25 protein-coding genes are annotated in these 22,553 nt (G+C 69.5%); 19 read left to right on the top strand and 6 right to left on the bottom strand.

Features of this window, described 5'->3' with window-relative positions; genetic code table 11:
* Nucleotides 1-687: 687 nt before the first annotated feature.
* The 11 genes from HAV39_RS38295 (at nt 688) to HAV39_RS38245 (ending at nt 11,224) form a co-directional block, all read left to right on the top strand.
* The gene (locus HAV39_RS38295) at nt 688-1,146 is read left to right on the top strand and encodes an NUDIX hydrolase (RefSeq protein WP_191844035.1); all 459 of its coding nucleotides are present in this window, start codon (nt 688-690) and stop codon (nt 1,144-1,146) included.
* Between the two features lie 146 nt (nt 1,147-1,292).
* The gene (locus HAV39_RS38290) at nt 1,293-1,775 is read left to right on the top strand and encodes an NUDIX hydrolase (protein WP_203736764.1); all 483 of its coding nucleotides are present in this window, start codon (nt 1,293-1,295) and stop codon (nt 1,773-1,775) included.
* A 482-nt stretch (nt 1,776-2,257) separates the two neighbouring features.
* Nucleotides 2,258-2,668, top strand: coding sequence for a hypothetical protein (locus HAV39_RS38285; protein WP_144121025.1), 411 nt, complete (start codon nt 2,258-2,260; stop codon nt 2,666-2,668).
* Between the two features lie 170 nt (nt 2,669-2,838).
* Entirely contained in the window at nt 2,839-3,543 is a 705-nt protein-coding gene (locus HAV39_RS38280; protein WP_144121024.1) for a TnsA-like heteromeric transposase endonuclease subunit, read from the top strand.
* Nucleotides 3,429-5,663, top strand: a complete 2,235-nt coding sequence (locus HAV39_RS38275; RefSeq protein WP_203736763.1) for a helix-turn-helix domain-containing protein — start codon at nt 3,429-3,431, stop codon at nt 5,661-5,663. Before HAV39_RS38280 ends, HAV39_RS38275 begins: the two co-directional genes overlap by 115 nt.
* Before the next feature lie 41 nt (nt 5,664-5,704).
* Entirely contained in the window at nt 5,705-6,781 is a 1,077-nt protein-coding gene (locus HAV39_RS38270; protein ID WP_203736762.1) for an ATP-binding protein, read from the top strand.
* Nucleotides 6,778-9,396 (top strand): TniQ family protein, encoded by a 2,619-nt coding sequence (locus HAV39_RS38265; RefSeq protein ID WP_191844033.1) that lies wholly within the window; start codon nt 6,778-6,780, stop codon nt 9,394-9,396. The genes HAV39_RS38270 and HAV39_RS38265 overlap by 4 nt, the downstream gene beginning before the upstream one ends.
* Nucleotides 9,397-9,430: 34 nt before the next feature.
* Nucleotides 9,431-9,625 (top strand): hypothetical protein, encoded by a 195-nt coding sequence (locus tag HAV39_RS38260; protein ID WP_144121021.1) that lies wholly within the window; start codon nt 9,431-9,433, stop codon nt 9,623-9,625.
* Between the two features lie 240 nt (nt 9,626-9,865).
* On the top strand, nt 9,866-10,333 hold the full coding sequence (locus HAV39_RS38255; RefSeq protein ID WP_144121020.1) for an Hsp20/alpha crystallin family protein: 468 nt from the start codon (nt 9,866-9,868) through the stop codon (nt 10,331-10,333).
* Between the two features lie 116 nt (nt 10,334-10,449).
* The gene (locus HAV39_RS38250; RefSeq protein ID WP_144121019.1) at nt 10,450-10,785 is read left to right on the top strand and encodes a MerR family transcriptional regulator; all 336 of its coding nucleotides are present in this window, start codon (nt 10,450-10,452) and stop codon (nt 10,783-10,785) included.
* Nucleotides 10,786-10,822: 37 nt separating this feature from the next.
* On the top strand, nt 10,823-11,224 hold the full coding sequence (locus HAV39_RS38245; protein WP_144121018.1) for an STAS domain-containing protein: 402 nt from the start codon (nt 10,823-10,825) through the stop codon (nt 11,222-11,224).
* 9 nt (nt 11,225-11,233) lie between these two features.
* On the opposite strand, the gene HAV39_RS38240 is transcribed toward HAV39_RS38245, so the two are convergent.
* The 4 genes from HAV39_RS38240 to HAV39_RS38225 form a co-directional block, all read right to left on the bottom strand.
* Complete coding sequence (locus HAV39_RS38240; protein WP_144121017.1) at nt 11,234-12,388, bottom strand: cation:proton antiporter; 1,155 nt, start codon at nt 12,386-12,388, stop codon at nt 11,234-11,236.
* A 3-nt stretch (nt 12,389-12,391) separates the two neighbouring features.
* Nucleotides 12,392-12,868 carry a cation:proton antiporter regulatory subunit gene (locus HAV39_RS38235; protein WP_144121016.1) on the bottom strand — a complete coding sequence of 159 codons (477 nt, stop codon included), beginning with the start codon at nt 12,866-12,868 and terminating at the stop codon, nt 12,392-12,394.
* Nucleotides 12,869-12,935: 67 nt separating this feature from the next.
* Nucleotides 12,936-13,187, bottom strand: coding sequence for a dsRBD fold-containing protein (locus tag HAV39_RS38230; RefSeq protein ID WP_144121015.1), 252 nt, complete (start codon nt 13,185-13,187; stop codon nt 12,936-12,938).
* A 199-nt stretch (nt 13,188-13,386) separates the two neighbouring features.
* Nucleotides 13,387-13,944, bottom strand: a complete 558-nt coding sequence (locus tag HAV39_RS38225; RefSeq protein WP_144121014.1) for a J domain-containing protein — start codon at nt 13,942-13,944, stop codon at nt 13,387-13,389.
* A 728-nt stretch (nt 13,945-14,672) separates the two neighbouring features.
* Here HAV39_RS38225 and HAV39_RS38220 point away from each other — a divergent pair.
* The 5 genes from HAV39_RS38220 (at nt 14,673) to HAV39_RS38200 (ending at nt 18,179) form a co-directional block, all read left to right on the top strand.
* The gene (locus tag HAV39_RS38220; RefSeq protein WP_144121013.1) at nt 14,673-15,575 is read left to right on the top strand and encodes a hypothetical protein; all 903 of its coding nucleotides are present in this window, start codon (nt 14,673-14,675) and stop codon (nt 15,573-15,575) included.
* A 345-nt stretch (nt 15,576-15,920) separates the two neighbouring features.
* Entirely contained in the window at nt 15,921-16,229 is a 309-nt protein-coding gene (locus tag HAV39_RS38215; RefSeq protein ID WP_191844031.1) for an STAS domain-containing protein, read from the top strand.
* Nucleotides 16,230-16,591: 362 nt separating this feature from the next.
* Nucleotides 16,592-17,101 (top strand): Hsp20/alpha crystallin family protein, encoded by a 510-nt coding sequence (locus HAV39_RS38210; protein ID WP_144121011.1) that lies wholly within the window; start codon nt 16,592-16,594, stop codon nt 17,099-17,101.
* Nucleotides 17,102-17,240: 139 nt separating this feature from the next.
* Nucleotides 17,241-17,591, top strand: coding sequence for a helix-turn-helix domain-containing protein (locus HAV39_RS38205; protein ID WP_144121010.1), 351 nt, complete (start codon nt 17,241-17,243; stop codon nt 17,589-17,591).
* A gap of 351 nt (nt 17,592-17,942) precedes the next feature.
* A complete protein-coding gene (locus tag HAV39_RS38200; RefSeq protein ID WP_144121009.1) occupies nt 17,943-18,179 on the top strand; it encodes a hypothetical protein in 237 nt (78 codons plus the stop codon).
* 113 nt (nt 18,180-18,292) lie between these two features.
* On the opposite strand, the gene HAV39_RS38195 is transcribed toward HAV39_RS38200, so the two are convergent.
* Nucleotides 18,293-18,517 (bottom strand): hypothetical protein, encoded by a 225-nt coding sequence (locus HAV39_RS38195; protein WP_144121008.1) that lies wholly within the window; start codon nt 18,515-18,517, stop codon nt 18,293-18,295.
* A 206-nt stretch (nt 18,518-18,723) separates the two neighbouring features.
* Between HAV39_RS38195 and HAV39_RS38190 the strand changes: the two genes are divergently transcribed.
* Nucleotides 18,724-18,984 (top strand): hypothetical protein, encoded by a 261-nt coding sequence (locus HAV39_RS38190; RefSeq protein WP_191844030.1) that lies wholly within the window; start codon nt 18,724-18,726, stop codon nt 18,982-18,984.
* A 134-nt stretch (nt 18,985-19,118) separates the two neighbouring features.
* Here HAV39_RS38190 and hemC read toward each other — a convergent pair whose 3' ends face one another.
* Complete coding sequence (gene hemC / locus HAV39_RS38185) at nt 19,119-20,045, bottom strand: hydroxymethylbilane synthase (protein ID WP_191844029.1); 927 nt, start codon at nt 20,043-20,045, stop codon at nt 19,119-19,121.
* A gap of 483 nt (nt 20,046-20,528) precedes the next feature.
* Between hemC and HAV39_RS38180 the strand changes: the two genes are divergently transcribed.
* Both HAV39_RS38180 and HAV39_RS38175 read left to right on the top strand, forming a co-directional pair.
* Nucleotides 20,529-21,791, top strand: a complete 1,263-nt coding sequence (locus HAV39_RS38180) for an MFS transporter (RefSeq protein WP_342355597.1) — start codon at nt 20,529-20,531, stop codon at nt 21,789-21,791.
* 205 nt (nt 21,792-21,996) lie between these two features.
* A complete protein-coding gene (locus tag HAV39_RS38175) occupies nt 21,997-22,458 on the top strand; it encodes a hypothetical protein (protein ID WP_191844027.1) in 462 nt (153 codons plus the stop codon).
* Nucleotides 22,459-22,553: the final 95 nt, after the last annotated feature.

Below are 22,553 nucleotides of genomic sequence, written 5' to 3'. Positions count from 1 at the left end.
CCCGGTAGAGCCGCACAGCGCGCTGGCGCAGCTCGTCCGGGTACTTGCGAGGGGCGGGCACGAAAACCTCCTGGTCAGGGTCTATCAGACCATGATCGAAAGTCTCCGGGTTATCGGGGGAACCTCAGGGTCATCGTCAGCAGGCTCCGTGGCTGGCACCGTTTCTGGCATCCGGTAAGTCTGCGACATGTCGGCCTCCACGTTCCAACTCCATTGCTGGGCGAGCTGGGCCACCACCGGGCGTTCTTGGCGCTGTTCCGATCAACCGGTGTACGCGTCCTCTACGACCACCGCAGGGCAAACGGCGACCGCTACGCCGCGGCACTGCTCCGCGTCTACGCACGCTTGCTGGCCCGCCTGCACCATTGCCTGACCCACGACCTGCCCTACGAGGAACACTGGGCGTTCCCAGCCGTGGGCACGGTCGACGCTGACGGGCGGCCGGGTCGAGAGCCGGGGCATGTTCAGGATCTTCCCGTGCCACGAGCCCTCGCGCGGGAAGTAACCACCCGGCCCTCGTCCCGGCCGCCCGTCAGTCCCTCAGAAGGCCCCGCGTCGCCGCTGCCTGTGAGGTCTCCCGATCAGGCGAGCCGACACGCCTACGCCAGCGCCGGCGTGCCGGCGGAGTAGGTCGCCTCACCCGCGATGCAAACTTCACCCACCAGACGCACGTACGCCGGAGGCCGCATGATCCGCCACCTGACCGTTTCCGCGATCATTCTTCGCGACGAACACGTCCTGCTGATCGAACACCGCAAGAGCGGCCTGTTCCTCCCTCCGGGCGGCCATCTCAACGATCATGAACTACCTACCGACGCCATCCATCGAGAAGTCATGGAAGAAGTCGGTCTCACCGTCGAGATCCTCGCCAAGAAGCAGTTCAGCCACCCCGCGGTAGCGACACTCGAACCGCCGTTCACCATCCTGGTCATCGACAACGTCGCAGACCCGACCGTCGGGCCGCATACCCACATCGACCTTGTCTACGTCTGCCGGCCGACGTCATCGCATGTCACGCTCAACCCGAACGAAGTCGACGGATACCACTGGGTTGCACTGGCCGATGTAGCCGACCTGCCAACCCCACCTGAACTCCCGTCGCTCATCCTGACGGCCGCCAAGTACGCCGAGACCGCCGAGTTCTAACTAGCCGCGCCGCTGAGCGCGCTACTGCTTGGCCGTCGCCGCCGTTAGGGACAGGTTCCCGGCCAGCGTCTGCTGGCCATCATCACGCTTGCGGAATGGCCTGTCGCGGCACCATTGCATCAGCTGCACTCCGCGATACTGCGAGCGTGATCTCTCCCATTCTTCAGACCGCCGTCTTCGTCCGTTCCGCCGACCGAACCCAAGTGCTGCTAATGCATCGCAACAAGTGGTCGCAGGACATTCACTTCGGCAAGTACCTCAGCCTCGGCGGTCACGTCGAGCCCGACGAGGACGTGCTGACCTGCGCCCGCCGAGAGGTCAACGAAGAATCCGGGCTCACCGCATCCGACCTGACACTCCGCGGAACGGTCATGTGGACCGGCTTCGGCCACCACCGCATCAACGCCCTGTGCTTTATCTTCCGATGCGACGTCTTCGCAGGCACACCACACAACGGCAACGAGGAAGGAACCCTTGAGTGGGTGCCGATGGACAAACTGGCCAGCCGCCCTATTTGGGAAAGTGACCGACTGTGGCTGCCCATGGTCTTCGACACCAACACGAAGCCGTTCTACGGCGTAATGCCATATGACGGCCACGAGATGCTCAGCTGGTCCTTCCAGCGATGATCTCAGCTGCTGTCGCCTACGCTTCCTCGTCGTCACCGCCAGCCGGCGTGGGCATCGGCAGGGCGGCGCCCCGCTCAGCTGTGATCCAAGCCTGAGCTGAGCCATTCTTGCCGTCGTTGTCTCCTGCGGCCGGGCGGAGCCGCAGTTAGAGGTGCGGGCCGCGTGGGACGGCTCAACAGAGAGCTCTGACCTGCAGGCTGTCGCGCTCGCCTTCGCCGTCAGCAGACACGCCGCGATAGCCAGGGGTACACGTGTACGAACCGGAGCTAAGCTATCGGCCGGACAACCTGACCTGGAGGACCCTGTGCCTGTGATCGGGACGCTTATCGCCGAAAGCCTGGCAGCCGATGGGGTTCTGGACGTGCCCCTGACGCTGCGCCGGCTACAGCGATTGTCATCTCCAACCCGGCTCCGGGCCAGCCCGAGTGTAGGTTCTCTGGTTCCGTGTCCTTTTCTCACAGCGAATGTCGTGGGGTTGTCGTATGACGGTTAAGGATGTCCAGCGCGGTATCGGACCGGCGACGGTGGTGGGCACGCTGGTGGCGGAGAGTCTTGCTCCAGGCGCTGTAGTCGATCTTCCGATTGTGATTCGCCGGATCCACAGGGTTAGGGCAGGCAGTGCGGTTGACCGCGTTGGTGGACAGCCTGAGGTGTGGACTTTGCTGGACTTTACGTGCGATGAGGGTCTTGGGGACGAGCTCGCGGCGCAGTTGTCCGTCGGGTTGCTGCCGGGTCCGTGGTACGCGGACTGGACGGTGGGGCCGGCGAAGCAGGTCGTGTTCGCGGGCAGGATTTTCAAGGTCGATCGGCAGGATGCGGTGGGGCTCGCGGCGGTCAGGGAGTACGCCCGCGCTGTCGGTGTGCCCGAGGCGCAGCTGGACTGGGCCCAGTAGCTGTGTCCAGGGTTCACCCGTTCAGGTGTACTCCAATGGGAGTGACTATCGACTAACGTAGCTATATCGATATGTTGGGCCGGCGTGCTCCCTGCGTATCTCCGGACGGGTGAGAGGGCTCGGGAACCTGACGACTGGAGCCCAACGTGCTTGCTGGTGAGCCTGAGCGTGTGACGGTTGACTACCGTCGGCCGGCGGGCAGGACGGTCGAAGGCCAGCCGTGGGATACGGTTCCCGTCGCAGCACTGATAGCGGCCTTACCCTGGCGGACGTTTCGCTGGCACCAGGGGCAGAGGCACTATTCGGGCACCTACTGGTCGGCAACCCAGCGGGATCATGTGATCTATGAGTCACGGCTGGAGCTGGCCCGGCTCTTGTTCGCCGATTTCGACCGGCGGGTGAGCGCGATCGTGGCGCAGCCGTTTCTGCTGCATGCCGTCGTCGGCGGAGCGCACCGAAGGCATGTGCCCGACTTCCTGCTGGTCGTCGACGATCGGGCCGTGATCGTGGATGTGAAGCCCGCCAGGCGTCTGGTCGATGCGACGGTCGCGGCGACGCTGGCGTGGACAGCCGAGGTCGTCGCGTTGCGTGGGATGCGCTACGAGGTTTGGACGGAACCGCCCGAGGTCGAGCTGGCCAATGTCCGGTTCTTGGCCGGGTATCGACGTGCTTGGTTGTTCGATGCGGATCTGGTGGCGCGGTTGAGCGCCGCCGATCTGGATGGCGCGACGGTGTCGGTGGCGGCCGGGTGCGCTGCGGGGTGGCCCGCGCCGGTGGCGCGGGCGGCGGTGCTGCACTTGATGTGGACGGGCCATCTCGTGTTCGACATGGCCGTGCGGCTGTCGGGTGCCACGGTGCTGCGGAGGCCGGCGTGAGCGAGGCTGGCGTGCGGGTCGGGGTCGGCACGCTGTTTCGCTTCGACGGTGAAACCGTGGAGGTCGTTGAGCTGGTCGCGACGGCGGCTGGCAACGAGGTGGTCGGCAAGACCGCGACTGGGCAGCTGCTGCGGCTGTCGGTGCGGGAGCTGCTGTTTTCCGGCAGGGCGCAGCTGATCCCTCGACGACCTGGGCCTGCCGCTGACGACGACATCGACTCTGCGGCCGTGGTGCTGGCCCAGCTCACTGACGCCGAACGCCATCTGGTCGCGCAACGTGCGGGTGATGTCCGGGAGGTGCTGACCGGGTTCCGGTCTGGGTCGGCGCAGCTGGCAGGCCCGGATGAGCCGCGCCCGCAGTATGCGCTGACGCTGACGCTGCGGGAGCGATACTCGGCGAAGGCTGCCGAACTCGGGGTCACGTTCCGCACTATCCAGCGGTGGGTGCGTCGCTTCCAGCAGTATGGCGAGGCCGGTCTGGCGCCGTCCCGCGGTGGGGTGGCCCGCTCGCGCACGCGGGTGGACGAGCGTTGGGTCGAGATGGCGCTGGAGGTGATGGTCGAGCACACCGACGAGTCGCGGCCCTCCCGTCTGTTGGTGATCGAGCGGACCAAGGCGCGGCTGGCGGCCCGCTACGGCGACGGGGCGGTGCGCCTGCCGAGCCAGGCCAGCGCCTACCGCCTGCTCGAAGACCTCGAACGGCGGCACCCGACGTTCCGGCTTTCCGCCAAACGCAACCGGGATGTCGCCGCCCGCCCGAAGGATGTGTACGGCAAGCTGCGCCCGACCCGGCCTGGTGAGTACATGCTGATGGACACCACGCGCCTGGACGTGTTCGCGCTGGATCCGTTGACGCTGCGCTGGATGCAGGCGGAGCTGACGGTGGCCATGGACTGGTACACCCGCTGTGTCACGGGGGTGAGGGTCACGCCCGTGTCGACCAAGTCGGTGGACGCCAGCGTCACCCTCTACCAGGCGTTCCGCCCTCCGCTGGCGAGCAGCGGGTGGCCGCAGCACGCGGTGTGGCCCGAGCACGGGATCCCCGCCACGGTCCTGGTCGACCGCGATGCGGTCGAGGGGCCGCTGCGGGCGGCGGCGGGCCCGGCGGTCGTGCCGGAGACGATCGTCATCGATCACGGCAACATCTACATCTCCGAGCATCTGACCAGCGTCTGCCAGCGGCTGGGCATCTCGATACAGCCGGCCCGGCTGCGCACGGGACGCGACAAAGGCCCGATCGAGCGGTTCTTCCGCACCCTGCGGGAGGACCTGCTGCAGGTGCTGCCCGGCTACAAGGGTCCCGATGTCCACTCGCGTGGCCTGAACCCTGAGCGGGACGCGTTCTTCTTCCTCGACGAACTGGAAGCGATCATCCGGGAGTGGGTGGCGGTGGTCTACCACCACCGGCCGCACGCGGGCTTACGCGATCCGGGAGTGCCGGGGCTGGCGTTGTCCCCGGCGAAGATGTTCGAGCACGGCATCGCGAAAGCGGGCTACGTCATGGCGCCACGTGACCCGGACCTCGGGTTCGAGTTCCTGCAGACGGAGTGGCGCACGATCCAGCATTACGGTGTCGAGATCGGTGGCCGCCGCTATAACGGCCGGGCGTTGAACAGCTACCGGGACCGTTCCAGCAGCGCCACCGGCCGCAAGCGCGGCAAGTGGCCCTTCGCGGTCAACGTCGACGACATCACGCGGATCTACTTCCGCGATCCCGAGGACCGGGCCTGGACGGAACTGGTCTGGGAACACGCCGCGGACGCCGCGATGCCGCTGTCGGAAGAAGGTCTGGCTTTCGCCCGCGAACTGGCCGCGTCGAAGTACACCTATCCCAACGACAAACTCGCCGTCGCCGAACTGCTCGACCGCTGGAACGTCGGGCTCGGCCACACCCGCGAGGAGCGGCGCATCGCGCTGCGGATCGCCCGGTCGCAGTCGGGCCTTCACCTACCGGTCGCGCCCGACCCGGTGAAGTCCCTGGCATCGGTCCGGCACGTCCTGGAGCCGGATGCGGCAGATGCCGAACCGCCTACCGGCGGGCACACGCAGCTGGGTGACGACGACCTGGACACCGACTTCGATGACGACGAGTTCTACTCCGACGCGCTGGGGGACGTATGACCCGGTCACGGTCCTCGGAGGCCAGGCGGGCTGCCGCTACCTTGGACAACCTCACGCTGTCGCGCAAAGAGGGCTGGAAGCTGTTCGTAGACACCCCCGCCCGCCAGCAGCCCGAGCAGCTGTCACGGCCCGAACTGCGGGCACTGGGCGATGCAGCCGCGTCCGAGTACGCCACCTGCCGCAGGTTGTGGCACGCCAACCTCGGGCCGATCCGTACCCCGCAACTGGCAGCGCTGCACGAGGACCTGTGGGACATCGTCGACAGCAACGTCCAGGACGGCGACAAGGCCAAGGGGGCCGTCGCGATCGACGCGTTCCCCGGACTGGGCAAGACGACCTCGGTGCTGGCGTTCGCCAAGCAGTTCCACCAGCGCGACCTCGCCGAAAACGGGCCGCTCACCGCAGACGGGCATGAACGGCTGCCAGTCTGCCGGGTCGGGCTGAGCGGCAACACCGGGATGAAGGACTTCAACCAGGCGATGCTGGAGTTCTTCGGCCACCTGGGCAGCTACCACGGCACGACCGCGCAGTTCGCCAAACGGGCACTGGAGTGTGTACTGGCCTGCCAGACCCGGCTGCTGATAGTCGACGACCTGCACTTCCTGCGGTTACGCCACACCAACGGCATCCAGGTCAGCAACCACTTCAAGTACGTCGCCAACGAGTTCCCCGTCACGCTGATCTTCGTCGGAGTCGGGTTGGACAAGCATGGCCTGTTCAGCGAGGGCGGCGACTACCATGACGCGGTCCTGGCCCAGACCGGCCGGCGCACCACCGTGCTCGGCCTGGCACCGTTTCGGATCGGCTCCGACACACACCGGCGTGAGTGGCGGCAGCTCCTCCTGGCACTGGAGCAGCGCGTCGTGCTGACGGACAAGCACCCAGGCATGATCGCCGACGACCTGTCGGACTACCTGTTCGCGCGCAGCAGCGGGCACATCGGTTCGCTGATGACCCTGATCAACCGCGGATGCCAGCGGGCCATCCGCAGCAGCGCAGAACGCCTGGACGTCGACCTCCTCGACCAGATCAAGATCGACGCTGGGGCGGAGAAGGCACGCCGGGAACTGCACACCGCACTGGCCACCGGAGCGCTGACCACCCGAACCTCGCGGTGAACCCCGCCACGGTCTTCGGCAGCGGTGTCGCACCGGAACGCACCCTGCCGCTACGAGTGCCGATCGCCGACGGCGAGAGCCTGGACAGCTGGGGCGAGCACATCGCACGCCGGTACGACATACCGGTGCGCCTAGCGCTGCCGCTGCTCGGCCAGCCCTGGCGCAGCCTTCGCGGCGACCGCCAACACCTGCTGGTGCGCGGCACACCCGCACCCGTACTGCGGCAGATGGAACGTCAGGCCGGACTGCCCGATGGCCGACTCGACGCCGCCGTGCTGGAACGGTACGACCCGTTGGGGTGGAAGCCACTACGGGGTTCACGCTTCTGCCCGGGGTGCCTGTTCGAAAGCCGCGGCCGGTGGCAGCTCGTCTGGCGGCTGCCGTGGGTGTTCGCGTGCCTGACCCACCGGGCGCTGCTGCCGGACCGATGCGCGGCCTGCGGGCGGATGCCACTACGCCCGATCACCGGCATCACCGGACTCCACCCAGCGGGAACCTGCGCCAACCTCCTGCGGCGCGGCAAGATCTGCGACGGTGACCTCTCCAGAGTTGACGCGGCCGAGTTGGCAGCCGGAGACAGTCGGCTGGCCACCCAGGCCTGGATCAACGACCGTCTGTGCGGCATGCAGGCCGACGACACAGCCGTCTCGGCCGCCGCCCACACCGACCTGCGGGACCTGCAAGCGGTCGCCGCGTGGATCCAACACCGGTCCGGCCGCGCCGACTTCGCCGCGTTCGGAACGCAGACGGCTGCCGCCTACGACCGGTACACGAGCCAGCGTCACAACGGCCGCCGCCCTGACGAGTGCGCGGACCCACTACTCGCCGCGGCCCTGGCCACCAAGGCCTTCGCGATGCTTGCCGGTGACCAGGGCCCCGACCTCCTTGCCCAACTGAGGCCCCTGCTGGGCAATGCCACGCGACCGGGCAGCGTCACCCGCAGCAACCATTCGCTCAGCATCCAACCCACGCGGTGGGCGACGCTGTCGGCCGCGCTCCAGCAGCGCCTGCTGACCTCGATGGGTACGCAGATGTGTCCCGCCGACCAGCTGCGCTACCGCACCTGCACCCCGCAGCCGGGCCTGGCCGACACCACCTCCGCCGCGACCGAGCGGGCCCGCTATGTTCCCCAGCTGCTGTGGCCCGAATGGGCGGTGCGGCTGCTGCCGCCACGCGGCTACGCCGCCGACGTCCTGCGCGCGATCATCCCCTGCTGCCTACTGCTGCCCGGCCACCCTCAGCCCAGCAACGCCAAGGTCGTCGCGGAACTACGCGACCGATGGCCGTCCTACGCCAACGGCACGCTGCGACGCCTCACCGCCAGCCACGGCCCAAGGGTCCTCACCGCGATCTGCCGGCTGGCCGACTACCTCGACGTCCACGCCAGCCCCATCGACTACCGGCGCCGACGCGCGATCATCGCCGACGACGTCCTCACCGACGACGACTGGGACCGACTCTGCACGGCCACGCTGACTCACCGCGGACAAGGCGGCAGATACCGCCACGCCCGCCGCTACACCTACCAACTGCTCACCGGCGCGGACCTGACCGACCCCCGGCACCGCCTGGCACTGCAGAACCAATCCGAGCGGGCCAGGTACCGCAAGTTCACCGACGGGCTCACCACGCCGATGCGCGCGGCCCTGCACCAGCACGCCGCGGCATACCTGAGCCTGCACGGCATCGACGAACCCGTCAGGTGGGCGCCGCCAGGAGACTGCCTTACCGGCCTGGATCTGCCAGGCCGCGACCCCAGCGACATAGACCTGGACGAGGTCACCCGGCTGCTGCTGAACGAACACCGCCGGCTCGGCCACGCAGCACGCCGGTTGAACACCTCCACCGACCACGTCCGTCTCGCGCTGGAGCAAGTCCACCGCCCGGCCAACCGAACCGTGTCCACCCGCCGCAGCGCCGCGCACCCACCCGGCCTGAGCCCGGAGCTGATCCAGCGCGAGTACGTCGAGGCCGGTAAGAACCTGCGGCAAATGGCGCGCGAGACCGGCATTTCGGCCCGGACCCTGTCGGCGTTCGCCAGGGCTTGCGGGTTCACGCTGCGCAACGCGCGCCAGCCCCTGCAGCCGACCATCGACCAAGCCTGGCTCAGCCAGCAGTACCAGGTCCATCACCGCTCGGCCGGCGACATCGCCAACGAGCTGCGCACCACCGACACGCGAGTCCTCAAGGCACTGCGCGCGTTCGGGATACCAGTGCGCGCCAACAGCATCCACGGCCATCGCAGTCTCGTGATCGAGCTGGACGACTCCATTCCGGCCGACGTGCGCCGAGCCGTACAGGGCCAGCCCAAGGCATGGCAACGGCTCAGGCGCTTCCAGCAGATGGCCGGACACACCAGCCTGAACAAGGCCGCCCGCCAGATCGGCGCCAACCCATCAGCCCTGAGCACCCAACTGGGGCGGCTCGAGCGCGACATCGGTGCCACGCTCATCCGGCGAGCAACCTCGGATCGGCCGATGACAATGACACCGCAGGGCCAGGAGCTGCTGCGATCCCTACAGTTCCCCGCCGTTTCGGAACTTCTGAGCAGGTTCGGCAGCCCGCCGGCGGGCTGGAAGCCCGATCACCCGCTGCGGCGCAGCGCGCGCGCCTGAGGTTCCCTCGAGCGCATGGTCGAGGATCCAGTCGGTGGATAGCATCGCCGACAATCTCACCCGCGCGGGGTTCGTCGAGACCCGCTTCGACGACGCTGGTTGGCGCCTGCCGTTCGCGCTGGAGCTGCTGGCGCTGCAGCGGCTCACCGTCGCCGCGTTCGGCACAGAACGGATCTGCCCGCTGACGTACCAGCCGGGCATCGACCCGTCACGGTGCGCAGCCCCGTGACGGGGATACAGCATGTCCCTCTCGCCGCAAGACGCCGGCCGCGACGGGAGCGATAGTTTGCACGTCGTGACTGCGCCGGACCTCTCAAAGCAGCACGCCTGCCGGGGAAAATATAGTGGTCACCCCTTGATAGCTGCATCCATCGCAGTAGAATTTGTGGTGCAGACGAAACAGGGCCCGGCCGCCGCGGTCGCGCCGCCGGGCCCGCAGCGATGAGACAGGCAAAGGAGTTGAGCTGCGATGCAGATGCGATGGGATCCGTTCCGTGACTTCGACCGCCTGGCCGGTGAGGCCTTCGGCGCGGCCCGCACCCCGGCGCTGATGCCGATGGACTGCCTGCGCAGCGGCGAGGAGTTCCTGGTCCGGTTCGACATGCCGGGCATCGAGCCCGACACCCTGGACGTGTCGGCCGAGAATAACACCCTGACCGTGCGCGGACAGCGCCACCGCCACGATCCCGACGACGCGGTATACCTGGTGTCGGAGCGGCCGACGGGCAGCTACAGCCGCCAGCTGGTCCTGGGCGACGGCGTGGACGTCGACGCGATCAGCGCCGAGTACACCGACGGCGTGCTGACCCTGCACATCCCGGTCGCGCCGCAGGCCAAGCCACGCAAGATCGAGATTGGTCGGGCGGAGGCGGGCCGCAAGGCACTGACCGATCAGCAGGGCGACCAGCAGGCGGACAAGCACCTGGTCGACGCCTGAGGACGCCGGGTCCGAGAACGCCGGGGATGGGGGGTGGTGACCCAGGGGCGAGCCGACGCATCCCGGTGCCGGTGGCATCAGGCCGATGCCACCGGCCGAACCGACAGGAGGGCGGCATGACCGGAGCTGGTGTGCCGGTGCCGAACATCGGCGACGCCGACTACCCCGGCTATGCGATGGGTGCCGCCGCCCACGCGCTGAACGTGACGCCGGCGTTCTTGCGGGCGGTGGAGACCGCCGGGCTGTTCGAGGCGCACCGCTCCGACGGCGGGCACCGCCGCTACAGCCTCGACGACCTGCACCTGGCCGAACGAGCCCGGCACCTGGTCGACGACGGGCTGCCTCTGGACGCCGCCGTGCGCATCGTCAAGCTCGAGTACCAGCTCGCCGCCGCGCACGCGATGATCGAGGTGCTGCAGCGTCGGTTGGACCAACCGCGCGGCAGCGGCTGACACGCGGCCAGACCGCTGGCGCAGGAGGTGACCTGCGATGCAACAGCTGCACATCCGCTACTTCGCTGACCACCGCGGCGGCGGCTGCCTGCACGTCGCCGGTGAAATCGACCTGGCCGTGCACGAGCGGCTGCGGGCAGCGCTGCACCGCGTGCTGGCCATGCGGCCCCGCCGCCTGGTCGTCGACCTGGCGCAGGTGACGTTCTTGGACGCCGGTGGCGTCGGCGTGCTGGTCCAGGCCGCGGCCGCAGCGCAGGCGGCACGGATCCCGTTTCGCGTCCGCGGCGCTGACGGCATCGCCGCGCGCGTCCTGGCCCTGGCCGCGGGCTGGGACCGGGCCACCGGCACCCTCGGTGCCATGCCCGCCCGGCATCTGCCGACCGCGACGGCCGAGCACCTGCGCACTCAGCGCCGTGGCCTTGCCCGGCGGGTGCGGTGACCTGCCCGGTCACCGCACCCTGGCGCGGGCCTCCACGACATCGACCAGCCGCGCGATGACCGGCCCGGCGATCGCCGCGACGATCACGAACGCGGCCGTGAATGGGCCGAGCCTAGGATGGGTGACCGACGCGGGCAGGCTCGCGATGACCAGCGAGAACTCGCCGCGCGCGATAAGCGCGCTGCCGGCGCGCAGCCGCGCCCACGTGCCGGCACCGTCGCGGGCGGCGGCGAACCAGCCGGTGGCCATCTTCGTGGCCGTGCCCACCGCCGCGACCGCCAGCGCCACAGGCAGGACCGGCACGATGTCGGACGGGTCGACCGACAGGCCGATCCCGAAGAAGAACACGGTCGCGAACAGGTCCCGCAGCGGTGCGATCACCCGGCGGGTCCGGTCGGCGACCTGCCCGGTCAGCGCCAGCCCGAACAGGAACGCCCCGACCGCGGCCGAGGCGTTGACCAGCTCCGCGAGCCCCGCCACGAGCAAGGTCAGCCCGAACACCCGCAGCAGCAGCTGCTCGGGGTCGGTGCTGTGCACCACGCGGGCCAGGCCTCCACCGAACCGATACGAGGCGGTGAACGCCAGGATGAGCGCGCCGGCGGCGGTGGCGGCCGCGGCCGCGGCGTGCCACCAGCTGCCGCCGGCGGCCAGGACCGCCAACAGCGGCAGGTACACGGCGACGGCGACGTCCTCGAGCACCAGCACCGACAGCACCGCCGGGGTCTCCCGGTTGCCGAGGCGGTCCAGGTCGCCCAGCAGCCGCGCCGCGATGCCCGATGACGAGATCCAGGTGATCCCGGCCAGGGCAAGAGTGGCGGTGAGCCCGGCACCGGCGACCCAGCCCAGTACCAGCCCCGGCGCGGCGTTGAGCGCCAGGTCGACACCGGCCGAGGGCAGGTGGCGGCGGGCGCTGTCGGCGAACTCGGCCGCGGTGAACTCCAAGCCCAGCGCCAGCAGCAGCAGGACCACCCCCAGGGCTGCACCGGTCTGCACGAACCCGCCCGCGGCCGGCACCGGCGCGATCCCGCCGGGGCCCAGGCACAGCCCGGCCAGCAGATACAGCGGCACCGGCGACAGCCCGACCCGGCGGGCCAGCCCGGCGAGCACGCTCAACGCGGCCAGCACGACGCCGAGCTCGATCAGCAGCGCCGTGGAGGTGTGCACGCCTCAGCCCCGGACCAGGTCGGCGACCGCGGCGACGCCGTCACTGGTGCCGATCACGACGAGCACGTCACCGGCGTACAGCGGCTGGTTGGGCGCCGGTGCCGCGACGACGTCGCGGCCACGGACGATCGCCACGATAGAGGCCCCGGTCCGCGTCCGGGCCCTGGTGTCGCCCAACGTGCGGCCCGCATACGGCGACCGGTCGCCGACGGTGACCTGCCCGGCCTCCAGACCGGGGATCTCACGGGTCAGATCGGCCAGCCGCTCTGCGATGCGCGGCGCGCCGAGCAGCTCGGCGACCGTGTCGGCCTCCTGGGCGGTGAGCGTGAACAGCGTCGCCGCCGCGTCGGGGTCGCCGCCGCCGCCGAGCACGTCCACGCTGCCGTCGCGGCGCGCGACGATTCGCAGCCGGTCGCCCGCCTCGGTGACGAACTCGTAACGCACCCCGACTCCGGGCAGCAGGACCTCGGCCACGTCCACCCGATCATCATCGCCGCCGCCCGGCCCGCCCGACCCTCGAACGCGGCACCCGACGTCGCGGGCGCGTTCAGCCCCGCGACCGGTCCAGGTCGGTTTCGGCCTGCGCCTGCAGATGCCAGCCCAGCGCGGTCAACGCCCGGCCGGCGGCCAGTTCGTCTCCGACGGCAGGCACGTACGAATCGACCGGTGCCCGCAAGGCGGTGGCCTGCGACTGCAGGATCCGGCCCTTGTCGTCAACCAGCACCGCCACCGCGCTGGTACGCCGCTCGTCCTGCTCGGCGATGGTCACATTCAAAGTCCAATGCTTGAGCGCTGTCATAGCCGCCTCCCGCTGGTACTGCACACACCCGTGCGGCCCGTAGCACGCGGCCCTCCGTCGCACGTCAGACCGACAGCGCGCCGCACCCCGGTAGCAGGCCGGAACGAGGGCCGTCGTGACTACCGGCCGTCCGACACACCCCCGGGCCGCGATACTGAACCGACCGATGAACTAATTCGATCGTGGCTGAGGTAGTGTTTCACCAGCTCAGGCCGCGCGTAAGGTGCACGACGACGAACACATCAGCGTCGCGCCCGAGCGAGTCGACGGCGCGTACACCGGCCAAGCGCAGGCGCTGGCCGTCGGCGACGCCAGGCGGCACGGCGACCTCCCAGGTCACCACACGGTCACGGGTGCGCAGGCAGATGAGCCGCCGCGCACCCGACCGCGTCTGCGCGGGTGTCAGGTCCACTGGCACGCACACCGCCGGGCGCTGCCCCGACCACAGGGCGGCGATGTCGTCCCAGGGCCTTCGCTCCGCCCGGCCGCCGTGTTCGACGGCCGATGCCCCGGGCGGGCCGTCGGCCATCCCAGGCGCCGGTTCGGCCACCGTGCGGTCGTAGCGCGAGCGGCGGGCCGGGTCCGACAGCACCTCGTAGGCCTCGCTAGCGGCCCGGAACCGCTCGTGCGCCGCTGGGTCAGCGGTGACATCGGGATGCAGGTGCCGTGCCAGGCGGTGGTAGGCGCGCCGGATGTCGTCCATGCTGGCCCGCTGGCCGATCTGGAGCACCTGGTAGTGGTCTGGCCGTAAGGGCATCGGCTCCTCCCGCCGCTCCGGGCACCACAGGGGCGGGCACGCCCCGCCACATCCACAGCTACCGCGCCCAACTGCGGCGCGTCAAGACCTGGCGGAGGGTGGCTGTGACGCGGGTTCGGCCCGCGGCTGCTGGGGGGGTCGCCGGAGTGCGCCACGTCCGTGGATGCAACAGCGTGCCGAGTGGTCAGGCTTGCGCGTAGCGGGGGTGTTGGCCGCTGAAGATGCCCGGCCGGCGGGACGACCCGGACGGAGCGGGCCGCGCCTGGCGACGGCGGAAAGGCCGGGCACCCCCGTAGCCCGGCCTTTCTCGCGCCCCCGCGAGCCGAAGACGCGCCCGCGGAGCCCGCACCACCAGGGGCGGGAATACGGCAAACCGCAGCATTCGGATGTTATCCGACTCTTGGGGCGGGTGCTGGGCATGCGCGGGTTCCGCGCCGACGGCCCGCTGGCGGCCTTGACGTTGACATCAGGCGCGACCATGCGGTGCGCGGGCTGAGGGCCCGTCTCTGTTCGTTCATCTGCCCGCGCCGGGCCGGCGCGGCGCAGCACGTCCCCCGGCCCCGCGCCAGCATCGCCGGGCTGAGCGTTTCGTCATCAACCCGGCCGGGTCTGCGTTGAGCCTTTGCGGCGCTCGACGGGGCGTCCGGTATGGGAACGGGACCTGGCATGAGCTCTACGGGTATCGGCGCGTACGCTGCGGCGTTCGTCGCCGAGCACACCGCCAGCTTATGCAGGCGTTGAGCACGGCGGCGTCGGCGGCTGAGCAAGGCCGGCTGCGGGAGGCGGCGCTGGCCAGACAACGGCTGAGCGACGGCGGCCGTCACCTCGTCAAGGCGGTGGTGCGCGACGCGCTGGCCGCCGACATGGACTGGTGGGCACTGGGCGACATGCTGTCCATGCACCCGCAGGCCGCGTGGGAGCAGTTCGGCAAGCGTGGCACCGGGTTGCCTGCCCCGGCCCAGCAGCGCCCGCACCTGGCGGTGACGCTCACCGCGGGCCTGGTGGGGACGCACGAGCAGCCGCCCGGCTACGGAGTCGACCTCACCGGTGTGGGGCTGGAATACAGCATCATGTTCGACCCTGTCGCCGTGCAACTGCGCCAGGCGGCCCAAGCGCTCGGCGAGCAGATCTGGATCTGCGTGGCGCTGCCCGGCTCGGGCGCCGACTCCACGCCACTGGCTGGCGTCGATGTCATCAGGCAGTGGACCTTGGTACTCGCCGACGAGAATGCGCTTACCTGGTTACGGGAGTCGTCACGCTGCAATCCGCGGGGCCGTGCGGCGACGATGGCCCGGCCGGGTGACGCACGGCAGTTCGTGCACAGTTCGGGCATCCGATGCGCGGGGGACCGTCGCCGTTACCGGTCGAAAACGGCCAGGATGTCTTCCAACGGCATGTTCGCCCGCTGTGCGATCTTGTTCCAGCGGTACGTTGCACGCGATGGCGTCACGCACGGCACAGGCAAGGACCCCGGCGCCGGAATCGGCAAGCCGTTCCAGCCTGTGCAATATGTCATCGCAGGTGACGCCCACGCGTTCCTTTCGGTACCTCCGGCACGAAGCGCCAAACGACCACAGTCGCACGCGGCGCGCGCGGGAACATCCGCCAGACGGCCGAAATCGCCGCATTAGCTCGCCCGCAAACCAGACAAGCAGCGCTACCAGGCCGCGGTTGCCAGATGCGCGCGCTGCGGCCACTGGCGCACCGGCGCCGGCACGCCTGCACACCACCCAAGCGTCGAAGCCGGTGGCCACGGTGAACGCGCCGATCGCATGCGGGGCCGGGGCGGCGACGTCCGCGACCCGCGGCGCCTAACCCTTCTGACCGGACGGCCGGCAGGCGGCCCATCACCCCGGTCGCAGGGCGGCGGGCAGGACGACCAGGCTCACGGTGCGGCGGCAGGGCGATCACCGGACCCGTACCACAGGCGAGGTCGGCGGGCCATGATGGTGAAAGCCGCAGTCAGAGGAGGAGCCGTGCCCGCGAGGTGCGATGTCAGCGTGAACGGCGACGAGTGCACGGTGAAGGTCGTCGGCGAGATCATCGACGGTGACGTCGAGGTCGTGGTCGGCGAACTGTGCCGGGCGTTGGACGGGGCCGGCTGCCGCCGCCTGGTCGTGGACCTGGGCTGCGCACTGGTTTTGGAACCCGCCGCGCTGACCGCGCTGGCCCGCATCCAGGAGTACGCGCTCAGCCAGGACATCGCCATGCGGTGCGTGCACGTCCAGCCCTGGCTTCGCAGAACCCTTCAGGCAGCAAACCTGTCCACGCTGCTGGGCCGATAGCGCCGCAGCAATGGAGCGCCCGCCCGCCGGCACCTGCACGTGTCGCCCCGGTCCGGGCTGCCCCACCCCCAGCGCAGACAGGAAAAGGCCGTCCACCGCTTGACAGAATCTGCGGTCGTGGACATAAAATTCTTGTGTCAGTTGGGTCATGGTTCCTGGTGAGGGCAGCTCGCACAAGGGGGTGATCACGGTGGCCTTGCTGGTTCCGGCCCACTACCACCGCCGTCGGCGGGCGCGACTGGACTGCCGCAGACCGCCGAACCGGCGACACTGAGCCCCGGCGAGCGCCGGATTGCTCAAAGCGTTAAGCCCTACATGCAACGCGGGCGCACTGGCGCCCCGGACATCAGGAGGTGTTGGTCATGCAGACCCTTCGTTTCGATCCGTTCCGCGACTTCGACCGGCTGGCCGCCGAAGTGTTCGGAACCGCGCGCACCCCGTCGCTGATGCCGATGGACTGTCTGCGCGCGGGCGATGAGTTCGTGGTCCGGTTCGACCTGCCCGGCATCGACCCCGACTCCCTGGACGTGTCGGCGGAGAACCAGACCCTGACCGTGCGGGCCGAACGGCGCCGCCACGACCCGCAAGGCGCGACCTACCTGGTCTCCGAGCGCCCGTCGGGTGCCTACAGCCGCCAACTGGTCCTCGGCGACGGCCTGGCCGTCGACGACATCCGGGCCCAGTACACCGACGGGGTGCTGACCCTCACAATCCCCGTCGCGGAGCAGGCCAAGCCACGCAAGATCGAGATTCTGCGGACTCAGCCCACCGAGATCGGATCGCACCAGGGCCACAAGATGATCACCGGTGACTCCGGCGAGCAGAGCACTGAGGCCACCAGCGACCGAGAGAAGGTCGGCGCGACCAGCTGACGCGGGGCACGGGCCGCCGCGGAAAGCGGTGACGGCAGGAAGATCATTGGGCCCGGCGTGGCGCGGGCGGAAACCCCTCCCGCCCGCGCCACGCCGGGCCAGCCCGAAACAGCGACCAGACACGATGGAGGTGACGGCGATGGCGGACCTTCCCCGCCCGCTGAACAGAGCCGCAGCGCTGGGCGACGCGAGCTATCCCGGCTACGCGATGAACGCGGCCGCGACCGCCATCGGCGTCACCCCCGCCTTCCTGCGCTCAGCCGAAACAGCCGGGCTGTTCGAAGTGCACCGCTCCGAGGGCGGACACCGCCGCTACAGCCGCGACGACCTGCACCGCGCTGAACGCGCCCGCGCCCTGGTCGACGACGGCATCCGCCTGGACGCAGCCGTGCGCATCGTCAGCCTCGAATACCAACTCGCCGCCGCCAACGCGATGATCGAACTGCTGCGCCGCAAGGACCAGCAGCCAAAACGAGGCCCGCAGGAGTGACCGACGATGGCGCTGCACCTCAAACGCGACCACCGAGGCCGACAGTACTTCGCGATCAGCTGCGACGACTGCGGCACCCGGTTCACGGCGTTCGACGACGGCTGCTACCACTACGCAAGCCTGCGACTGGAAGCCGTACTCGCCGGATGGGACGCTCCGACCGGCCCCGACCCAGCCCACCGCTGCCCCGACTGCGTAGGTGACGGCAACCGGGTCCGACGCGACACCGGCCTGAGCCCAGCCGCAAACCCTGTCGGCATGTGTGACCGGGCCGCACAGCACGGGACCTCGGTAACGCACCGTCTCTGACGGCGTTCACCCCGCGCCAGCACTGCTCACAGGAAGGGCGCCATGGAGAAGATCACCGTCAAGTTCGTGCACGGCGCGGCTGAGTCCTTGGAGGAGATCGACGTACCGGACGCCGACGATCCGCCGATGTCGGTTTCGATCTGGCTGCCTGCGGACGATCCCCTCGCCGCCGCCGGAGCGCAGGATCCCTGGGAGGCCGTCTACATCCGGGAACCCAACCCAGGCGGCGACCCGAGGTGGCTCTACCGGTTCCACGCCCTGGCCGACCCCGAGGAGTAGCCGGTTCCGGAACTCATTGGTGACCTTTCCGTAGGCCGCTCCGACCATTAGCCGCCCCTGTCAATGGTTCGCCTGGTCGCGGGACTCCGTCTGGCAAGGCTGCGATGCTGCCGTCAAGTTGTCCCGGGACACGCCTTGCGGCGGCGCGGACCGTTCCTGCGGCAGCTGTGCCGCTGCCGCTGGTGCCAGATGCAGGTAGAACCATCCGATCGCCAGCTCGGCTCGGCGACCTGCTGCAGCGCGCCGGGTTCGCTGAACAGGTGGTTGGCGTCGGGAACGATGCACACCTGCGCACGATCGCCGATCATGGCGGCGGCGTCACAGCTCAGCTCGATCACGGTAGGGTCGTTGCCACCGACGCCCAGTTGTTAGCCGCGTCCAAGCACGCTGTAGCAGCCCCTGTGCGCTGTCGGCTGAAGGATCATGCACATCGTGACCAAATGCAGGCGTCGGGAAATGACAGGGCTGGCGAGAATTGCCAAGGTGACATCGGTGAAAGCGTCGCGAAGCCTGCAGCTCTGAACGCTGGGTCTGGACAAGGGCAATGAGAACCTACACCGAGCAGTGGACTCTAATCGACTTCGCTTGCGCGGATGACGAGGTCGAAAGACTTGGTGACCAGCTTGCGGCGGCACTTGCGGCCGGTCCGTGGTACGCCGACTATGCCGTGGCGAACGCGCGGCACGTCGTGTTTGCCGGGCGCCGGTTCGTGATCCGCCTCGGCGATCAGAACCAAAACGACCAGGTCAGGGCATATGCGGAGTCGGTGGGCGTGCCGACCGCACAGCTGGACTGGCCGACCTGAGCGCCCAGGCCTGGTTATGGCCTCGTCGACATGGCCGTACGTGTATGCCGTGGTTGGCAATCGCAGACACTGCCGCAGCAGCGCAGGCATGGACTAGGACCCTCTGGCAGCGCGGTGCGGACAGCAGGGGCGTGTCAGGCCGTGTCGGTATTGAGGAGCTTGCGAGCGCCGAGTGCCAGCAGTTGCTCGGCAGCGTCCCGGCCGACCTTGCGGGCCTGGCTTACGGCCCCGCCGACGACGGTGTGCAGGACGCGGTCTCCGCTGGGGGAGTAGACGCTGGCGCGCAGTGTCACCATGTCCTCGGCCACGGTCGCGTGTGCGGCGATGCTGGAGCGGCATGTGGCTCCGAGCCTGCGCAGGTAGGCGCGCTCTGCCGTGGCTGCGGTGGCGGTGTCGGGGTGGTCCAGAACAGCAACGAGGTCCCGGGTTCGTTCATCACCGGGGCGGGCGGTGACGGCCAGTACGGCAGCGCCGGCGGCCGGCAGATGCGAGTCCAGCGGCAGTAATTCGGTGATCCGGTCAGCCTGGCCGGTGCGGTGCAGCGCGGCGGCCGACACTATGACGGCGTCGAGCTCGCCGCTGTCGACACGCTGCAGCCGGGCTTCGATGCTGCCGCGCACTGGTTTGATCCGCAGGGCGGGGCGGTGCCGGCGCAGCTGTGCCTGGCGGCGCGGTGCGCTGGTGCCCACTACCGACGCCGGTGGTAGTAGGGCCAGGGTCGAGCCGGTGGCGGTGACCAGGGCGTCGCGGGGCTCGTCGCGGCGTAGATGCGCGGCCAGGACCACGCCGTGGTGCTCGGCGGCGTGGCTGGGGCGGTCTTTGAGGCAGTGCACTGCCAGGTCGATCGCGCCGTCGGCGAGCTGTTGGTCGATCTCGCGGATGTAGGCGCCTTTGATTCCGGTGCCGGCGCCGAGGTTGTCTGCCCACCGGTCGCCGTGGGTGGGGATCGTGACGAGCTGGACCCGCAGTCGCGGGTGTGCGGTGTGCAAGGCGTCGGCGACGTGGGTGGCCTGCGCCAGGGCGAGGATGGTGCCGCGGGTGCCGAGTCGGAGCGTGGTCACTTGCTCCACCCTAGATCGCGCTCCGGCCCTGGCTGTTTCTGTGGAATGCGTGTCGCCCGATCGGGTGGCAATTGTTAGCGGCAGGGACCCGCAAGCATTGCGCCGTCGGGTGTTCAGACGCCTCGCTGAGCGGTGCGGCCGCCGCGCTCGGGCGCTCTTTTGGTGCGGTTAAAGGGTGTGTCGCCGCCGCGGTTCGGCGATCTTGGTGAGGAAGCGGTGCATGTGCGGGTCGAGATCGTCGATCGGCATCTGGGACCATGTAGGAGACCAGGTGCATGGGCGGGTTGTCGGGCTTGCTCACCCGGTAGAGCGGGGCATCGCTGCTGATCCAGGCCAGGACCGTGTCGCGGTGCTCGGCTTCCACAGCGTCCACGGGACTGATCTCGGCGACCAGGGCGTGCACGGCCTCGCGCGTACTGACGGGGGAGCGCATCTGCTGATTCTCGCCTGCCGACCGGGACCCCGGGGAGTCGGCTGGCGACAATGTCGGCCATGACGTCGACTGCCGGGCTCGGTCGGGACTTTCGCCGGTTGTGGGCCGGCTACGCGATCAGTGAGTTCGGCAGCGCCGTCGGGGCCGGCACGTTGCCGCTGGTCGCGATCATCGTGCTCGACTCGCCTGCGTGGCAGGTGTCGATGCTCGCGGCGCTGTCAGCGGCCGTCGCCGCGGCCATCGCCGCGGCCATCGCCCTGCCGGTCGGCAGCCGCATCGATCTCAGCCGTAAACGCCCTTACATGATCGGCGCCGATCTGGTGCGGTTCGCGGCGTTGGCGAGCCTGCCCGCCGCCGCCGCGCTCGGAGCCCTGACGATCACTCAGCTGTGCCTGGTCGGCGTCGTCAACACCGCCGCGGCGATGACGTTCGCCGCCGCAAGCGGAGCCCATCTGAAGAACCTGGTTCCTGCGCAGCTGCGGACGCGGGCCAACAGCCGGATGGAGGCCACGTTCTGGACCGCGATCAGCGTCGGGCCGCCGCTGGGAGGGCTGATCGTGTCGGCGGTCGGGCCGCTGGCCACGGCCGCGGTCGACGCGGTCAGCTACCTCGGATCCGCCGCGTGGATCCGCCGCATCCGCACCCCTGAACCGCCACCGGCAGCGCGCCACGACGAGCCGTGGACTGCGCAGCTCACCGCCGGATGGCGCTACATCTACGCCCGCGCTGATCTAGGCGCTCTGTTCGTCAATTCGCAGATCTTCGGTGGGGCGATCATGCTTGCGTCGCCGATCCTGCCGGTGTTGATGCTGGGTGAGCTGGGCTTGGCACCTTGGCAGTACGGCCTGGCGGTCGGCGTACCGGCGTTAGGTGGAATCGTCGGGTCGCTGCTGACCGGCCCGCTGGTGCGCCGGTACGGGTCACGGCGGGTCCTGCTGGGCGCGGGCGCGGCCCGGACCGTGTGGATGGTGCTGGTGCCGTTCGCGCCGCCGGACACGGCTGGCCTGGTTCTGATCATCGTGGCGGACACGATGCTGCTCTTGTGCGCAGGGGTGTTCGGGCCCCTGTTCGTGACCTACCGGATGGATGCGGTCGGCGACGGCCATCTGGGCAGGGTGCTGACCACCTGGTCGGCGGGCACCAGGTGTGTGCAGCCGCTGTTCATCGCAGCCGGCGGTGTCTTGGCGTGGCTACTCGGCCCTGCTGCGGCGATCGGTGTCGCAGCGTTGTTGCTGCTGGCCAGCAGCGTTCTGCTGCCATGGAACGCGGTCGAGCCCGACCGTCCGGCGCGGGCACTACGCACCGCCGACTAGCCCGCAGGTGCCCGCCGGCCGCGCAGCCGCGAGGCAGTGGGCGCCGGACGGCGTCCGTCATGCCATACGCAGGCTGGCCCGCACGCCATTGACCAGATCGCGACAGCACGGCAGCCACCTCAGACAGAGGCGCACGGCAACACAGGGACGTTGTACGTGATGAGGCCGCGCCGAGGTGGCCGCTCGCTGCGAGTGGGGGATACACGTGAGCAGGCGCCGACTGGCCACGCTCATCAGCGCACCCGCGCTGCTGGTCGCAATCGTGGTGGCCGTTAGCGGTGCCGTAGGGGACCTGCCGGCCGGGTCCGGTGCGGTCGCGGAGGTTGGCGACAAGTTGCGACCCGACTCCGAGCTTCTGTCCTGCGATCCCGGCAACGGCGTGGTCTCAAGCACCCTCGACTACGCCGTCGGGGGCTCCGAGACTCCCGACTTGCGCACGCCCGAAGAGATTGTGTCGGATGTGCTGACCTTCGAGGGCCAGCCGGAGCTTGCCGCCCTGGAACTGGTGACGGTGTATGCCCGGCGCGACTACCGGCAGGTCACAGTGAACGGTCCGCAGGGCGTCTATGCAGCGTTCACCTTCGAGTCCGTACCTGGCGTACAGCAGGGCCGGCCCATTCTGACCCAGTTCAGCAGGTGCAACGGCCCCATGCCCAACCACCGCTGAGCGCATGATGCGTCGTCAAGATCCTTGCGCGTAGCAGCCTTGCGTGACTGCGGTGCCACGGTCATGTCCCGGCGCCCCCAGCGCACCGGGCCTGC

Origin of the sequence: Catellatospora chokoriensis, assembly GCF_011297315.1 — a bacterium.
GTDB classification, from domain to species: Bacteria; Actinomycetota; Actinomycetes; order Mycobacteriales; family Micromonosporaceae; genus Catellatospora; species Catellatospora citrea.
Note: the sequence above shows the minus strand (reverse complement) of the source record. Positions and strands in the feature narration are given on the sequence as shown.

Excerpts from the sequence above, each read along its gene's own strand:
- HAV39_RS38295 (WP_191844035.1), top strand. The coding sequence starts at position 688 with ATGATCCGCCACCTGACCGTTTCCGCGATCATTCTTCGCGACGAACAC.
- HAV39_RS38285 (WP_144121025.1), top strand. The coding sequence starts at position 2,258 with ATGACGGTTAAGGATGTCCAGCGCGGTATCGGACCGGCGACGGTGGTG.
- HAV39_RS38255 (WP_144121020.1), top strand. The coding sequence starts at position 9,866 with ATGCAGATGCGATGGGATCCGTTCCGTGACTTCGACCGCCTGGCCGGT.
- HAV39_RS38250 (WP_144121019.1), top strand. The coding sequence starts at position 10,450 with ATGACCGGAGCTGGTGTGCCGGTGCCGAACATCGGCGACGCCGACTAC.
- HAV39_RS38245 (WP_144121018.1), top strand. The coding sequence starts at position 10,823 with ATGCAACAGCTGCACATCCGCTACTTCGCTGACCACCGCGGCGGCGGC.
- HAV39_RS38230 (WP_144121015.1), bottom strand. The coding sequence starts at position 13,187 with ATGACAGCGCTCAAGCATTGGACTTTGAATGTGACCATCGCCGAGCAG.
- HAV39_RS38225 (WP_144121014.1), bottom strand. The coding sequence starts at position 13,944 with ATGCCCTTACGGCCAGACCACTACCAGGTGCTCCAGATCGGCCAGCGG.
- HAV39_RS38220 (WP_144121013.1), top strand. The coding sequence starts at position 14,673 with ATGCAGGCGTTGAGCACGGCGGCGTCGGCGGCTGAGCAAGGCCGGCTG.
- HAV39_RS38210 (WP_144121011.1), top strand. The coding sequence starts at position 16,592 with ATGCAGACCCTTCGTTTCGATCCGTTCCGCGACTTCGACCGGCTGGCC.
- HAV39_RS38205 (WP_144121010.1), top strand. The coding sequence starts at position 17,241 with ATGGCGGACCTTCCCCGCCCGCTGAACAGAGCCGCAGCGCTGGGCGAC.
- HAV39_RS38200 (WP_144121009.1), top strand. The coding sequence starts at position 17,943 with ATGGAGAAGATCACCGTCAAGTTCGTGCACGGCGCGGCTGAGTCCTTG.
- HAV39_RS38190 (WP_191844030.1), top strand. The coding sequence starts at position 18,724 with ATGAGAACCTACACCGAGCAGTGGACTCTAATCGACTTCGCTTGCGCG.
- HAV39_RS38180 (WP_342355597.1), top strand. The coding sequence starts at position 20,529 with ATGTCGGCCATGACGTCGACTGCCGGGCTCGGTCGGGACTTTCGCCGG.